At 43.1% G+C, this 15,743-nt stretch carries 13 protein-coding genes and 1 other annotated feature; all 13 genes read right to left on the minus strand.

Annotated features, from left to right (window positions below; translation table 11 throughout):
* Window positions 1-167 precede the first annotated feature (167 nt).
* Window positions 168-2,573: a CotH kinase family protein gene (locus ACSAJE_RS06500; RefSeq protein WP_458009994.1), complete on the minus strand. Its 2,406-nt coding sequence runs from the start codon at window positions 2,571-2,573 to the stop codon at window positions 168-170.
* A gap of 211 nt (window positions 2,574-2,784) precedes the next feature.
* Entirely contained in the window at window positions 2,785-3,411 is a 627-nt protein-coding gene (locus tag ACSAJE_RS06505) for a lactate utilization protein (RefSeq protein WP_118689936.1), read from the minus strand.
* 111 nt (window positions 3,412-3,522) lie between these two features.
* Window positions 3,523-3,924 carry a SpoVA/SpoVAEb family sporulation membrane protein gene (locus tag ACSAJE_RS06510; protein WP_444157125.1) on the minus strand — a complete coding sequence of 134 codons (402 nt, stop codon included), beginning with the start codon at window positions 3,922-3,924 and terminating at the stop codon, window positions 3,523-3,525.
* A gap of 780 nt (window positions 3,925-4,704) precedes the next feature.
* Window positions 4,705-5,106, minus strand: coding sequence for a stage V sporulation protein AB (locus ACSAJE_RS06515; protein ID WP_022024619.1), 402 nt, complete (start codon window positions 5,104-5,106; stop codon window positions 4,705-4,707).
* Window positions 5,103-5,726: a stage V sporulation protein AA gene (locus ACSAJE_RS06520; RefSeq protein ID WP_458009995.1), complete on the minus strand. Its 624-nt coding sequence runs from the start codon at window positions 5,724-5,726 to the stop codon at window positions 5,103-5,105. Before ACSAJE_RS06520 ends, ACSAJE_RS06515 begins: the two co-directional genes overlap by 4 nt.
* 312 nt (window positions 5,727-6,038) lie before the next feature.
* Window positions 6,039-6,827, minus strand: a complete 789-nt coding sequence (locus tag ACSAJE_RS06525; RefSeq protein WP_347474508.1) for a SigB/SigF/SigG family RNA polymerase sigma factor — start codon at window positions 6,825-6,827, stop codon at window positions 6,039-6,041.
* On the minus strand, window positions 6,824-7,258 hold the full coding sequence (gene spoIIAB / locus ACSAJE_RS06530; protein WP_022024616.1) for an anti-sigma F factor: 435 nt from the start codon (window positions 7,256-7,258) through the stop codon (window positions 6,824-6,826). Before spoIIAB ends, ACSAJE_RS06525 begins: the two co-directional genes overlap by 4 nt.
* Before the next feature lie 147 nt (window positions 7,259-7,405).
* Window positions 7,406-7,744 carry an STAS domain-containing protein gene (locus ACSAJE_RS06535; protein ID WP_022024615.1) on the minus strand — a complete coding sequence of 113 codons (339 nt, stop codon included), beginning with the start codon at window positions 7,742-7,744 and terminating at the stop codon, window positions 7,406-7,408.
* 235 nt (window positions 7,745-7,979) lie between these two features.
* Window positions 7,980-9,428 (minus strand): tetratricopeptide repeat protein, encoded by a 1,449-nt coding sequence (locus ACSAJE_RS06540; protein WP_458009996.1) that lies wholly within the window; start codon window positions 9,426-9,428, stop codon window positions 7,980-7,982.
* Window positions 9,425-9,598, minus strand: coding sequence for a hypothetical protein (locus ACSAJE_RS06545; protein WP_022024613.1), 174 nt, complete (start codon window positions 9,596-9,598; stop codon window positions 9,425-9,427). Before ACSAJE_RS06545 ends, ACSAJE_RS06540 begins: the two co-directional genes overlap by 4 nt.
* A 126-nt stretch (window positions 9,599-9,724) precedes the next feature.
* Window positions 9,725-11,122 (minus strand): DUF342 domain-containing protein, encoded by a 1,398-nt coding sequence (locus ACSAJE_RS06550; protein ID WP_458009997.1) that lies wholly within the window; start codon window positions 11,120-11,122, stop codon window positions 9,725-9,727.
* Window positions 11,123-11,312: 190 nt separating this feature from the next.
* Window positions 11,313-13,958, minus strand: a complete 2,646-nt coding sequence (locus tag ACSAJE_RS06555; protein ID WP_118689941.1) for a valine--tRNA ligase — start codon at window positions 13,956-13,958, stop codon at window positions 11,313-11,315.
* 111 nt (window positions 13,959-14,069) lie between these two features.
* Window positions 14,070-14,288: a binding site (T-box leader), on the minus strand.
* A gap of 9 nt (window positions 14,289-14,297) precedes the next feature.
* On the minus strand, window positions 14,298-15,740 hold the full coding sequence (locus tag ACSAJE_RS06560) for a C40 family peptidase (protein WP_458009998.1): 1,443 nt from the start codon (window positions 15,738-15,740) through the stop codon (window positions 14,298-14,300).
* Window positions 15,741-15,743 lie beyond the last annotated feature (3 nt).

Genomic DNA, 15,743 nt, shown 5'->3' on the forward strand with positions numbered 1-15,743 from the left:
TTGCAAGAATTGCTAAAGCAATTCTTGGCGATGATGTCACGCTACACAACAGCAATTTCCTATCCCACAAAAAAGTCGCCATAGTGTGTCCGATTTTGTGGGCACACTATGGCGACTTTTTTTATTTCACGCTATTCTGTCATACATAATAGCATAGAGCACTCATCCTATTTTATTTTAATACTCTTTTTCTTCGTTTTGTATCCTTTTTTATGGACAGTAACTTTAATCTTCGTTCCTTTCGTTAATTTCTTTGATAACTTAAATGAAACTACTCCTTTTGCCGAAGTTTTCTTAGTTATCTTCTTAACTTTCTTCTTGCCTTTCACAATAATCTTCTTGGAAACAACAATCGTTACTTGTGCCTTGCCAACTGTACTTACACGGATCACTTTTGTCTTTTTCTTAGCTTTAACACTAAGCTTTTTGATCTTCTTTGTCTTGGCAGTTTTTTTCGTCTGTCCAGGATTTGGTACAGGCTTTTTCGTCGGACTCACCGTAGGTGCCGGTGTCGGTTTCGACGAAGGTGATGCACTCGGTTTTACACTCGGTTCGGTTGAAGGTGTCACAGACGGAGACGGCGATGGTATAACGATCACCTCTTCGTCCTTACCGGTCTTATAAAAGTTATCAATCCATGTGTTCATCTGTGCAATGCCATTTGGACGCTGCTCCACAAAAGATTTCAAGCTGTTGTAACCTGCATATCCGTTTGTTGTATCATTACTCCAATTGTAACGGGTATAATACTGTGCAAACAATGGCTCGTATGTATTTTTAAACTGTGTCAATACTGTGGTTGCTTTGGAAGATTCAAAGTTTTTCTTAGAAAGATCCAATAATTCCTGCTTATATGCATTCCGGAATTTTTCATTCGACATTAACATAATGAAACATTGAATGCTCGGATTCATTGCCTCTTTCAAGTTCTGTCCCAGCAGTCCACGATCATTGTAATAATTTCCTTCGGCGTCTACATTCGTATTGTAATTGTCATCGCGGATCGTATTTGCGTATGCCTCTCCTGATCCACCACATCCGCCAAAATCCAAGTCATATAAACAAAAACGGAATCTTCCATCAGCGTATGCATTATTAGGATCCACGGTTGTGGTGCGCCACATTGACCAATTCTTGCCCGGCCAGTCCCATTTATTGTTGATCCATACCTGCGCAGCAAAATAATCCATCACTGACTGCGGATCTACCAGCTTACAAAACGCCTCATAATCCGCATCATTCTTTAGGTTCTTATGCTCTGCAAAAAAGTTCATAAGATCACGATAGAAATAGTTTACATCCGTCTCTCCATCCGGAAGTGTCCCTTCATCCAATTTGTAACCATATTCCTCATCTGCATCTGCATCAGAAGCTTTATAAACAACGACGGAATCTTTGTTTACACCATGTGTCTCTTCAAAATAGCTGTCATCAAAATCCTGCTGTAAAATATACAATCCCCAATATTCACCATCGATGTAAACAACACATGCTCTGGAACCTTGCGTCTCGCAATCCAGATCTGACAACATACTCTGCCAATAGGCATCATTGTATTTTGTACCTGCAAACGCATAATTTCCACCATTGCGAAGCACTAACTTTTTGTGCTTTGTGATCGTCTTTCCGCTATCATCTTTGGCATTCTCAAAGAATGGATATTTAAAGTTTTTCTTGCCATAATCCGCACGTGCATACAAGCGCAATCCTTTCATCAGATCCGAACGGGAATAATTTCCCTGAATACGGATACCGCAATCCTGCTGCAACTGACAGTCAAGCGTTGTTCCATCCGTTTCGAAATAATCAATATGAGCATTACGCTCCCAATCCTTACCCTTTTGATTATAATTCGCCGGCAAACGTCTCGCCTGATCGTTCATCGTGTCTGTGGTGGCTTTTGGATTCTCCTCCAAATACTTTGCCACTGCCTCATCAAAGATCTTGCCTTTTACATAGATTCCTTTTTCATAATCGAAAAGATCTTCGTAATTCATTGAAATTGACATCACAGATAGCGGGATTCCAGCTGCCTGCGCACTCTTCTGAGCGTTTTTAATATGCATTGCCACGGTACCGACGAAATATGTATTCGTCTCGACAGTTCCAAAATTGCCATTCGCATCTACCGCCACTGCTTTGACAACCGTTCCCTTATCAACGTCAGCGTCAGCCGGTGCTTTCCGTGTTGTCGTGTACGACTTTGTCCTCTTCTTCCATCTTACATTGGCATTGTCAAATAACAATGGATCTACAGCGGATACGTAATTAGCTTCCTTACTCCGATCCTTAATCGCAATACCGTCTGTGTACTCTGCTCTTGTACTGCTGGTCTTTGGATCACTGCCATCCAATGTGTAATAGATTGTCTTAGCTCCTTCACTGGTCAATGTCAACGTAAATGCCTCTGCGTAAATGCCACTTCCGGCGGACATACTGACTGTGATCGGCTGCTGCTCCTCCTCAGCTGCCAACGCAGTCTGGCTCCAGCCATACGCTGCAGGTGCCGCAAAAGCAATCGTCAACCCAAGTGCCGCTGCCAATATCGGCGTCATCATGTTTCGTGTCCTCATTCTCATTACTCCTTTCTACCGATCAGCTCTCCTCTTATCGGTAATCCTATGTCTAACATGCGCAAGTGAACAAGCTCCCTTACGCCGTGAATTTGTGATATATTCAGTATAAAATGAAAAAGAGAGTACGCCTACACTCTCTTTTTCATATAAATTACCACATATTTTTTTCATTTATTTCAGAAATACTTCGGCATTGTCACCTGACAGATCAATAACCGAGTACATCATTCACAAGAATTACATGGATCCTATCTGCATGATGCGAATATCTGGTAATCAAAAACTGACAGCAGATCGTATCCGGAGACTTGCAATCGGCACATTTACCAGTCAAGCGACAAGGAGTCTTGATGTCAAATCGCTGCGCATTGGATGGAGCTGCAACATTTCTGGCACGTTTCATCGCCTCATCAAGATCAGAACATACCTTATTCATTCCCACAATAAATATTACCTTGTGAGGTCCCTGTGCAATGCAGGAAACTCGATTCGAGTTACCGTCTATATTTACAATAATTCCATCATTTGTCATCGCATTTGCGCTGGACAAAAATACATCTGCATCGTATGCCGCCAGAAGACTTTCGCGCGGTTCCATCTTAGCACGATCTATGTAGTGATAATTTCCTTCATTTAATGCTTGGATAAGACCGATCTCATTGGCGCTCTGACAACCACCCATAGCTACGGTACTGCCCTCACCAATAATATCTAATGCCTGTTTTAATGCCTCTTCCTTGTCTTTTGCATAATACCCTGTCATGTTTCTTGACTCGAGACCTTTGATCACAGTCTGCGCCAATACGGCATTTCTTTTTCTCACATTCTCGTTCATAATAAACCTCTTTTCTGCACACATTTATTGATATAACAAACCTTGTGTCCGGTGTACCGGGACACAAGGGAGCGGTTCGTTATTCATTATAACACATTTTGCTAATTATAGTTACATCATCTTCCACAGCCAATAGATCACGCCAAGTACCCAGCTTGAAAATATTCCATACAAAATAACCGGTCCCGCAATCTTAAATATCTGGCAGCCTTTGCCAAACACTTCACCTTCCACGCCAAACTCCAAAGCCGGCGATGCTACAGAATTTGCAAATCCGGTGATCGGAACAATGCTTCCTGCACCGCCAAACTGTCCAAGCTTTTGATACACATTAAAGCCGGTAAGCAGTATGCTGATCAGTATCAAAGAAAGTGTTCCATATAAACCTGCCAGTTCTCTGTCATTCCCCATAGACTGATACCACTGTATCAATATTTCTCCCAGCAGACAAATCGAACCACCGACAAGAAAAGCCTTAATACAATTCCAAAAACAACTGTGTTTTGGTGTCATATTACTAACATATTCGTTATAAATTTCTTTCTGTTTATTCGCATCTTTCTCAGCCAATACCTCCTCAATCGAAGGATTTGCAGCTTTTTTCTGTTCCATTTTTTCCTCTCCTTCCAATCAAAATTTCCCATCAAATTTTCCACACCACCAACAACTACATATCCACATATTGCTTTATTATGCCGGAAAATATACATACCTAAAACTTCCCATACTCGAAGTTATTGCAAAACCACATATTGCTTATTATGTCAATGACTATATAACATTTTGCAGCCGCCAAAGAGCGATTTCTGCCATAAGAGAACTATAGTAATTGCCTTGCCGCATTTCGTTTTTACAGTAATTTCTAAATTTTGTTGTCTCTGATGGATGATTTACATGCCCTTCGGAGAACTCGAAGTCCCGGAAGCAAGGTATTCATCATTTTTGAAAGGGACTTTGCGCTCGTCGTTACTTATGTCTCGTATTTCAGAGACATTAAGTAACGTGACGTAACGCATCGTAGCGAGAGCGTCCCGTCCAAAAATGGATGATACCTTGCTAAACCGGGACATCTCAGACAATCCTTCGGGCATGTATTCATCAGAGACTTAACAAAATAAGAAATCACGTAAAAACTTTGCGTTCTGCGGCAATTATCTTAGTTCTCTGATGACAGAATAATTAAATATATTGGCTGCAAAATAGTTTATTTATTACCGACATAATAAGCAATATGTGGTTGTGGAGGATTTGAGGTATGGGAAGTTTTGGTATATAACATTTTGCGAATGCCCTTTATAAACACATTTGGTATAGTGTTCCTAAGCATTTGCCTATCGCCATTGCGGTAATGATGATGGCAATACCATGCTGCAATTTCGTACGGGTACATAGTATCGGAATAACCTTTAGCACCTCTGCCAATGCCATGGACAAGCAGCCGATATATACCCCGGAAAACAATCCTATGACCGCCAAAAATACAACGCCAAACGGAATATGCGGCTCATATATTAACAACAGATTTCCTGCTGTCCCGCCAAGCATGATTACCGTTTCCATCGGATATGTCCGTGAGGCTAACCCAAAGCGGTCTGTCATCCGTGGTATTACTCCCAGAATGGTGATCAGCGCAAAGACTCCACTGGCAACAGCTAATCCTGCTGCCAACCCAATAAAAGCTAATACTATTGTCACTGGATCTCACTTCCCTCCCTGGATGCATCCGCAACGATCGCCTTATTCATCTCCTCTTCATAATTGCGCATTTCAATATGAATTGGCGTCGGATCCTCTTTCACTTTTGAAGCGCTAAAATGATTATAAAAACCTAAGATCCCAATTGGAATTCCAATGCTATAAAACAGTTCTAACGCAGATGCTCCTTTTTTTTCATGTCCCATGACCAGCAGATAGATCTGATTAAACAGATCTCCAACACTAACATCAGTATCAAATGTCATAATCGTAAAAGCTGATCCAAAAAAGACAATGCATGTCAATACTAACAACTTTAAATATTCCAACGCTTTATTTTCCTGTTTGGGAATATGATACTCAACCACAACATCCGTCTCACCTACCAGAATAATTTGTGCTTCTCGAATTTCCCTGCGGATCAGTTCGATCAGCTTAAGTGACGAAATGACTTTCTTTTGGTTTTTGTCGCCTTTTACCTGCAATGCTATGATCTTATTGATCTGCTTGGTTACTGCATAATCACTGCATTGAATCTGTGCAATATCACCGATCGTTACCTTTTTGTTCACAACCTGCACACTCTGATCTAATTTCATATAAATCGTATTATCTTTCAAATCAACCTCATTTCTGCACACTTTCCAAACATTTCATTATCCACAGGATTACTACAGTTCTCTGCCGGCAGAAATCGCTATGTTGCGGCTGTAAAATACTTAGTATCCCTTGATTTAATAAGCAATATGTGACCCGCCGGCAGTTTCGGATGTGCGAAGTTTGAGCCCATGAAACATCTTACACTGATAATAATATTATGCAGTCATGCAGTGAGCTTAAATGTGCAAAGTGTGCGTTGTAATACTATTATCTTGCCCGCTTCCTCACGTTTTATGCACGTGTTTGCAAAACAACACCGATATGTATTTGCTTTATGCAAGTCCGGATTCTCCACGCAGTTTTAATAATATTTTTTTCTCTAAGCGGCTTACCTGTACCTGACTAATGTGTAGCTTTTCTGCAACCTGACTTTGCGTCATATCATCAAAATAGCGATATTCGATCAATCGGCGTTCCCGCTCTTCCAAGCTTTCCAATAACTGTTTTACTAACATATGATCAAGCACTCGTTCTTTCTCGCTGTCATTAAGAACTCCTGTCATATCCTGTCCACTCACGAGACTGCCAATACGATTTCCAGGCATCTGTACGACCTGATCGATCAACTGCATTTCTTTGCCACTTTCCTGATAAAGCATCCGATCTATCGTTCCGACTTCGCGATTGGCTTCCAATGCCATAACGATTTCTTCACGCTCAAGTTCTGTTGCCGCAGCGATCTCATCTACCGTTGCACTACGTCCTAACTCATGATGCAGCCGTTCTCCTGCCTGATGGATCTTCCAGCCATTTTCCTTAAGAGTGCGGCTTACTTTGATCATGCCATCATCCCGCAAAAAACGCTTGATCTGCCCGGTGATCATTGGCACTGCGTACGTTGAAAATTTCACATCGTAACTAAGATCAAAGTGATCAATTGCTTTGATCAGTCCAATGCAGCCGATCTGAAAAATATCATCCGCTTCATATCCTCTGCCATGAAATCTTTTCACAATATTCCAAACCAGACCGACATTTTGTTCTACTAATTGGTTCCTCGCAACACGATCTCCACTACGTGCCTTTTTCAGCAGTTCTAACGTGTCCATATTGCGATTCATTCCTCTGCCTGCGCCTTTCCAATTTCTTTACTCATAATAATGGTTGTCCCCTCCCCCAATTTTGAGATCACTTGCAGCTCATCCATGAATGCTTCCATAAAAGCAAAGCCCATTCCGGACCGTTCCCATTCCGGTTTCGTCGTATACAAAGGTTCCATCGCCTTTGGAATATCTTCGATACCAATGCCTTCATCGCGCACAGTAACTTCTATCTGTTTGCCGCAGATCCTGCAGACGATCGTAATCTCTCCCTCTCTTCCACCATAACCATGAATAATGCTGTTGGTTACCGCCTCCGATACTGCTGTTTTAATATCTGCCAGTTCTTCTAACGTTGGATCCAGCCTCGTCACATACGCTGCCACTACTGTCCGCGCAAAAGCTTCATTTGCCGAATCGCTATCGATTGTTAATGTCATTTCCCGTTTCATGCCTTATCTTCCTCCTGTCCTGCACTCTATACCTTCTAATTACTGACTACCCCTATCAATTTGTTACCTCTCTTTTTCATTCACCTTACTATAATTGATCCTCCTGTCTGACGCTTCCGTTCCTGCTGCATAACAACTTTTGCCCTCTCACAGATTTTCCACCGCCTCCTGCGGTGTGACATACTTCTCTACGATCTGATACAAACCGGACATTCGAAAGATCCGGTCAATATTCTTGCCAACACCTGTCACAGCTGTCTTACCTCCCAGAAACATAACCTTTTTATGCCTTCCCATGATCAATCCAATCCCTGAGCTATCCATAAAATCAACATCTGAAAAATCAAAAATAATATGTTTCACATTTCCTGCCTGGATCAGCTTGTCCGAGGTCGCCCGCAGATCGATCACCGCATGATGATCTAATTCCTTGGTAACATATACGATCAAACTTTGTCCTTGCAGCTCATAATGTACTTGTTCCATTATTAATCGCCTTCCTTCCCTTATTTTTAAACGGAACAAAGTGGGCTTGCCCACTTTGCGCGTCACCGCACAATTGCGTATGCAATCTTCCTCTGTGCGGTGATCGCATCCTCGCGGAGCGTTTTTTTCTTTATAGGAAACGACAAGTTTCCTATAAAGGAAAAAATCCCTGCCAGAGTATTCTTTCCTTCGTATACTCTGACAGGGAAACCTATCATTTTATCCAGTTGGTAATTTATTCGCCAAGTTCCCGCAAACGTCTCTTCGCTTCGCTGACACGCTTGGAATCCGGATAGTTATCTACAATCTTGTTGTAATAACTCTTTGCCTTCTCGACATCTGATTTCTGCTGATAACAGCGGCCCAAGAAATAAATGGCATCTGTGTTATTTTCATCAAAAGATAATGACTTCTCTAACAACTTAATGGACTTGTCATAATCTCTCTTCGAATACGAACCGGTGCCATTATAGGCATCACGTCCCTCTTCAAAATACTTCTTTGTCGCAGTCGCATAGGTTGCCTTTTTGATCTTATCATAGCAAGATTTTGCAACGTCCGAAGTCAGTCTGTCTGCATTGATCTTCACCAATTTATCCGCAGCATCAGCCTTTTTGTTTTTCTGATAGTCATCGTATGCGCCAATTAACGCATCATACACTTCCTGAACACCAGATACCTGTGTAGGATCCCCGCCCTGAAGATCCTTGATCTTGTTCTGCAGTTCCTCAACCTGAGACTGTAAAGATTTGTTTTGATCTTTTAGTGTGGACAGATCGCTGTCACTTGCCGCCTGATTTTCACTGTACTGCTTGAAGTTTTTGTTTGCATTACTTGCCAGCGTGGCACGCATATGCGGGATCACCAAAAAATACATCACAGCCAGACCGATGATCACACCAATGATAATATTAACAAATGGCATAACGGATGGCCGCTCTTCTTTGTATGGTGTGATCGTCTTGTACGCATCCATCTCCACACTTGGCAGTTTTGAAGCTTTCTTCGCATTTTCCTGTTCTTTTTCTACCGCTTTCACTACAGGATCCGAAGACTTATTCTTCATATCTGAGAGTTCTTTCAGATAGCGGATCGTTGTCGTATTCGTCACATCAATCTTATGTGCAGCACGCATCAAACGATACGCTCTCGCACGGTTATCCCGACGCTCGGTCTTCATATAAAGCAATGCCAAAAGCTGGCTTGCACGTATAAAATTCGGGTTGAGATTGACAACCTTTTTGAGCTGGATGATCGCCATATCGTCATCCCCATGCTTTGCCGCCTGCAATGCTGTGTTGTACTTCTTGATCGTCTGATTGTACGTATCCAACTTGTTCGGATTAGACTGAACTTCACGAATGTACTCTTCCGCATCATTATCTTTGTCCTGATAATGTTTGCTAAGAACCCATTCACTCAGCGCAGCTACGATCTCGCCTTCCTCATAGTAGATCAAACCCAGCAGATTTCTAGCACTGGTATTTAATTTATTGAACTGAAGACTCTGTTTCAAGGAAACGATCGCACCGGATAAGTCCCGCACTTTCGCCTGGCTTAATGCCAAATTATAAAAACTGTTAGACAGGCTTACGGTTTTGCGATAACTTCGAAGCTCCTGTCCGCAATTATCACATCGATTTTTCGTAAAGGCTACCGCCACATTACATCTTGGACAATTCATCGTTCTTCCACCCACTCCTCCGGAGCTTTGTTACCTTCCATCTTACCTTTTAGGATCGTCTGCAGCAAATCCGTAACATCCGTTGTATTATTTCCATAAATTGCATCTTCTGCCTGCTCCACATCGAGACTCGGCTGAAACTTTGCTAATTCTGCCTCAAAATCAATCATACTCTACCTCCTGCTCTACTGCAATGCTATTTCTACGCAAACTTCGACATCGCATGAAAACTGCTCTCATGCCTATGTCTTACGATGTTTTCTTAATTCTTTCGTCATCCCGGCATTGACGCCCCGCTATGCTTCATCGATATGATATACGATGATCCCATTGCCTCTGCGGGCATATTCTACATGCTGCTCCAGCTCTTGTACCTGTGTTTTCATTCCATTGACGGAAATGCAGGTTCCCGGATGCACATAACGGTCAACTGTAACCTTCGCCACATTTGCCTTTTCCATTGCCAGGACAGTCGCCTGTATCTTTTTCTCTAGTTCACTAATTTCTGCATCTTTTTCTATTTTACCACGCATTAAGACACGCTTCTTCTCCATCAAAGCAGCATTTTTCGTCTGCTCCATCAGAGTATCTATGCGTTCAATCCCCTGCGCGATCCGCTCCCATTCATCCAATGCTTTTTTCTTGGACTCCGTCAGCAGATTCATCTTCGTCACAAGATTTTCCGCAACACCTGCTTCAACCTGATTTTCCACTTCAGCTACATTTCCGATATTGGTTGCCTTGATCTGCCTTTGGGCGCTGATATGACCACCTATGATGCTGCCAAATCTACCGGACACGACCACATCTTCTCCTGCCTCGATCTGACAGTTCATGATCGCATTCGCATTGACACATCCGTCCGCACAGATCGTACACTGCTCAAAAAACTTCGCGTTGACATTTCCTTTTGCCCGGATAAATCCCTTTCCATTCCCCTGCATACCATTCTTCAAGGTAATATCACGGTTTGCCTGCAAATCTGCTCCTTCCACAAATCCATCAACCAAGATGGATCCTTTCTCCGAAACAACCGATACTCCGGATCCTACATTTCCACGGATGCGAATATCTCCTCGGAAACAAATACTGCCTGTGGAATTGGTTAGATCACCCTCGACCACAAACTCCTGATCGATAAAGATCTTATCCATGGTCTCCACGATCTTACCGCTGCGATTAGCGATATAGGTACATCCATCTTCAGCACACGCAAAACCTTTTCCGAATAATCTGGCAAGATTCTTTCCCTTGCGGGCGACCAGAATATTACCATGTACATCCATACCATCCTTCGCCTCCGTCGCCGGATGATAGACGGCAATCACATCTCCTTCTTCTACGGAAGGGATATTGCCATACTGGCTGTAATCCACCGAACCGTCTTCCAATATTTTGGGTTTGTGATCCGTTTCCCGATGAAAGGCATACTCATACCAGCCATCTTCTCCATTCACGGAAGGCGTTCCCTTCGCAACAACAACCCATTGATCATACAGCAATCCGTTTGCCAGCTGCTGAATTGTCTCCTCCTGCAGTCCACTGGTGACGCCTGCCTCACTGAGCCGATTTTTCAACAATGCTGCCGTGTAGTGACTCTCGCCTTGTTGAATCCACACACTCGCGGAAAGCTGATCCTCTGCAACCATGATCTGAATTGATTCCTGATTGTTCTCTGTCTGAAAATCTGTCACAGTCAAACGCCCCCTTCCCCCTACAAGATATGCCTTACTCTACTACGACCTGTCGTGTTACAGGCTGCTATATAAGCATTTTATCATTTTGTAAAGAGGACGCTGTACGCACTTATGTGTATACTGCCTCCTCTTTTGATTTTAGCATAAGGATTCTTATATTACAAGAAAGGGAACGATGAATTTTCTCTTACTTTTCTAAGGCTTTTAATTCCTCTTCCACTTTCGCCATCATAGCTGTGTATTTTTCAAGTTTTGCGCGTTCTTCCGCAACCTTTGCCTCCGGTGCCTTACTCATAAATTTCTCATTTCCAAGCATTCCATTGACACGCTTCAACTCGCCCTCCAACTTCTTCTTTTCTTTGGTGAGGCGCTCTTTTTCCTTGGCAAAGTCAACCAGATCAGCAAGAGGCATATACGCAGTTGCCTTATCGATCACAACAGATACTGCATTATCCTCAATACCAGTCTTGTCTGCCTGTACATGAACCTCTGATGCAGAGATCATATGCTGATATGCCGGGATCAGCTCTTCCAAAGCTGCTCCTGTCGCCTCGTCATCTGCTACGAGATATACAACTGCCTTACGGGAAGGTGCTACATTCATTTCCGTGCGGATATTTCGGATACCACGGATCAGATTTTTCATGAGTTCCGCCTTTGCTTCAGACTGCTCATCTTCCCACTCCTTGCGGTAAACCGGCCAGTTGGAGATCATGATGGATTCTTCCTCTGACTGCAATGTGCAGAAGATCTCCTCTGTGATAAACGGCATATATGGGTGCAGCAGTTTCAAGGACTGGATCAATACTGTCTTTAATGTCCAGAAAGCTGCATTTGCAGAAGCAGGATTTTCATCCTTAGCAAATAATCTTGGCTTAACAAGCTCGATGTACCAGTCACAGAACTCTGTCCATACAAAGTCATAAATCTTCTGTACTGCCACACCTAACTCATATTTCTCCATGTTCTCTGTGACATCTGCTGCCACATGATTTGCTGCAGACAAGATCCAACGGTCGATCACTTCCAGATCCTCTTTTGCCGGCTCTGTGATCACATTATCGCCTAAGTGCATCATGATGAAACGAGAAGCATTCCATACTTTATTGGCAAAGTTACGGCTTGCCTCTACACGCTCCCAGTAGAAACGCATATCATTACCCGGTGCATTGTTGGTTACCAAAGTAAAACGAAGCGCATCTGCACCATACTTATCAATGACCTCCAAAGGATCAATACCATTGCCAAGAGATTTACTCATCTTACGCCCCTGACTGTCTCTTACCAGTCCGTGGATCAATACTGTATCAAACGGCACCTTTCCGGTATGCTCCAAACCGGAGAACATCATACGCATAACCCAAAACGGAATGATATCATAACCGGTTACCAGAGTGCTTGTCGGATAGAAATAATCCATCTCTTCAGTGTTATCCGGCCATCCCAGTGTACTGAAAGGCCACAGTGCGGAGGAGAACCAAGTATCCAGCGTGTCCGGATCCTGTCTCATTGGCTTGCCGCATTTTGGACAGTTGCAGGTATCTTCTTTCGTAACAACCATTTCACCACAATCATCGCAGTAAAATGCCGGAATCTGATGTCCCCACCAAAGCTGACGGGAAATACACCAGTCACGAATATTCTCTAACCAATGAAAATAAGTCTTTTCAAAATGTGTTGGTACAAACTTTGTATCTCCATTCTTCACTGCATCAATCGCCGGCTTTGCCAGGTCTTTCATAGCAACAAACCACTGCTTTGATACTCGTGGTTCTACAGTTGTATGACAACGATAGCAGGTACCTACATTGTGCTCATGGTCTTCTACTTTCAGAAGAGCACCTTCTGCCTCCAAGTCAGCAACGATCGCTTTTCTTGCCTCATAGCGGTCCATGCCAGCATATTTCGGATAATCTTCTACAATCTTGGCATCATCTGTCAGTACATTGATCACCTCCAGATTATGACGAAGTCCTACCTCAAAGTCGTTCGGGTCATGTGCCGGTGTAATCTTTACAACACCTGTACCAAATTCCATATCAACATAATCATCTGCGATAATTGGGATCTGACGATGTACAATTGGAAGATCCAAAGTCTTACCCACCATATCTTTGTAACGATCATCATTTGGATTAACTGCTACTGCCGTATCACCAAGTAATGTCTCCGGACGCGTTGTCGCCAAGTCAATATAACCGGTTCCGTCCGTTGTCTTATAACGCAAATGCCAAAAATGACCTGCCTGATCCTCATACTCAACCTCTGCATCAGAAATAGAAGTCAGACATTTTGGACACCAGTTTATGATACGCTCTCCACGGTAGATCAAGTCTTTGTTATATAACTTTACAAACACTTCTTTTACTGCCTTAGAGCATCCCTCATCCATCGTAAAGCGTTCTCTATCCCAATCACAGGAAGAGCCGATCTTCTTGAGCTGTTCTACAATGCGGCCACCGTACTGCTTCTTCCAGTCCCAAACATGCTCCAGAAACTTTTCTCTTCCAATATCTTCTTTGCTGATTCCCTCGGCACGCAGCTTTTCTACAACTTTTGCCTCTGTAGCGATCGAAGCATGATCGGTACCCGGTACCCAAAGAGCCTCATATCCCTGCATTCTCTTGAAACGGATCAAAATATCCTGCAGTGTATTATCCAGGGCATGTCCCATATGAAGCTGTCCTGTGATATTTGGAGGTGGCATAACGATCGTGAATGGTTTCTTGTCACGATCTACCTCCGCATGAAAATACTTCTTTGCAATCCACTTGTCATACGTTCTCTGCTCAATATCCGCAGGATTGTAATTTTTTTCCAACTCTTTTGCCATAATCTTTTTCCTTTCTCTTAACATACAACACTTGCATCCTCGCGGAGCGTTTATTGCTTTATAGGAAACGAGAGGTTTCCTATAAAGTAAAAAACGCCCTCTGCACATAGTGCAAAGGGCGATTATACGCGGTACCACCTTTGATCGCAATGTAAAAATCACATTACCTCTTGCATCGATAACGAGATGAACCGATGTCTCTTACTATCTGTTCAGAGACATGACTCCGAAGCTACCTTCTGCTTTCGTTCTATTCAAATGGTCTTTCAGCCAATGAACCATTCTCTCTGTGAACTCCGAAAACGTACTCCTCTTCTTCAACGTCATTATACCTAATGATCAACCAATAATTCTACGAGCGCCGCAAGGCTTTCTGTAGTACATATTGGAAATCTTAATACCATCACTTGGGTTGCTGGCGTGTACTACACGTCCACCACCGATATACATTGCCACATGACCGATACGACTACCGTTACGATAGAAGATCAAATCTCCCGGCTGTACGTTCGACAGGCTTACCTTAGAACCACATCCTGACTGTGCTGCTGCACTATGTGGAAGACTATATCCAAACTGTGCATAAACACTCATTGTAAATCCGGAACAATCAGTTCCTCTAGTCAAACTGGATCCACCATATACATATGGGTTACCAACAAAGTTCTGTGCATAGCTTGCAACTTCTGAACCATTGCCGCTTCCCGTATATGAACTATAGCTCTTAGATGAACTGCTCTTCTTGCTGGAGGAGCTGCTCTTTCTGCTAGATGAACTGCTCTTTCTGCTGGAAGAACTTCTTCTTGTTACAGAACTGCTGCTCTTTCTGCTAGATGAACTGCTTCTATTGCTAGATGAACTGCTTCTATTGCTAGAAGATGAGCTGCCGGAAGAGCTTGAAGATGAACTGGAAGAACTGCTTGCAGACTGCTGACGCGCACGCTCTGCTGCCAATGCTGCCAAACGCTCCTGCTCTGCCTTCTCTGCTCTTGCTTTTCTTCTTGCCTCAGCCTTCTCTTCTGCAATGGATACTGCTTTCTTGAAGTTCGCATGAAGACAAACAAACTCTCTCGCTACGAAACCATCCTCACCATCGATAGAGATCTTAACCCAATCCTTACCGATCTTGACAACTTCATAATTTTCATCTTCCGGGATCTGTGTCATGATCGTAGAAGAAGTATTTGGCTTCGTACGAACATTTAATGTAACGGTTCCCGGTTTTACCTTCGCATAATATTTACCATACTTAGCAGCAAGCTTCTGTGCTTTAATACCTGTTGCCAAATATTCACTCTTAATGTAACCTGTCACCTTACCGGACTCAATCTTAGCCCAGCCATTCTTATTAGACAGTACCTTTGCTGCGCATCCTTCATACAGCTTTCCAAGGATCTTGGAATCTGTATTCGGTTTCTTACGAACATTCACATAATCATCTGCAATGGAGATCGCTGTATCGACAAACTGTTTTGTAACATGTGGTGTCGGTACCGGCGTTGCCGTTGGTGCTGTTGTCGCTGCAGGTGTCACAGCTGCCTGTGTTGCTACAGGTGACGCAGTCGCTGCCGGCGCCTCAGTTGCATCAATATTTTCTTCCTGTTCCTCTTCATTATAAACGTCTGCATAATGCTTGTCCAAAGAAAGAGAAAGTCCTGCCATCTCTGTCTCTTTACACATGGTTGCAGCATTCGTATCTACTCTTACTGAACCTGCCGCTAATGCAAGTGTCAGTGCCGTTCCACAAACCGCGGCTGTCTTGACCCAATGTGTCTTAATCATAAA

The sequence above is a fragment of the Jutongia sp. SJQ-6 genome (assembly GCF_054161275.1).

What these genes read in the sequence shown, in the direction of transcription:
- ACSAJE_RS06500 (WP_458009994.1), bottom strand. Translation starts at nt 2,573, where the DNA reads ATGAGGACACGAAACATGATGACGCCGATATTGGCAGCGGCACTTGGG.
- ACSAJE_RS06505 (WP_118689936.1), bottom strand. Translation starts at nt 3,411, where the DNA reads ATGAACGAGAATGTGAGAAAAAGAAATGCCGTATTGGCGCAGACTGTG.
- ACSAJE_RS06510 (WP_444157125.1), bottom strand. Translation starts at nt 3,924, where the DNA reads ATGACACCAAAACACAGTTGTTTTTGGAATTGTATTAAGGCTTTTCTT.
- ACSAJE_RS06525 (WP_347474508.1), bottom strand. Translation starts at nt 6,827, where the DNA reads ATGAATCGCAATATGGACACGTTAGAACTGCTGAAAAAGGCACGTAGT.
- spoIIAB (WP_022024616.1), bottom strand. Translation starts at nt 7,258, where the DNA reads ATGAAACGGGAAATGACATTAACAATCGATAGCGATTCGGCAAATGAA.
- ACSAJE_RS06535 (WP_022024615.1), bottom strand. Translation starts at nt 7,744, where the DNA reads ATGGAACAAGTACATTATGAGCTGCAAGGACAAAGTTTGATCGTATAT.
- ACSAJE_RS06540 (WP_458009996.1), bottom strand. Translation starts at nt 9,428, where the DNA reads ATGAATTGTCCAAGATGTAATGTGGCGGTAGCCTTTACGAAAAATCGA.
- ACSAJE_RS06545 (WP_022024613.1), bottom strand. Translation starts at nt 9,598, where the DNA reads ATGATTGATTTTGAGGCAGAATTAGCAAAGTTTCAGCCGAGTCTCGAT.
- ACSAJE_RS06555 (WP_118689941.1), bottom strand. Translation starts at nt 13,958, where the DNA reads ATGGCAAAAGAGTTGGAAAAAAATTACAATCCTGCGGATATTGAGCAG.
- ACSAJE_RS06560 (WP_458009998.1), bottom strand. Translation starts at nt 15,740, where the DNA reads ATGATTAAGACACATTGGGTCAAGACAGCCGCGGTTTGTGGAACGGCA.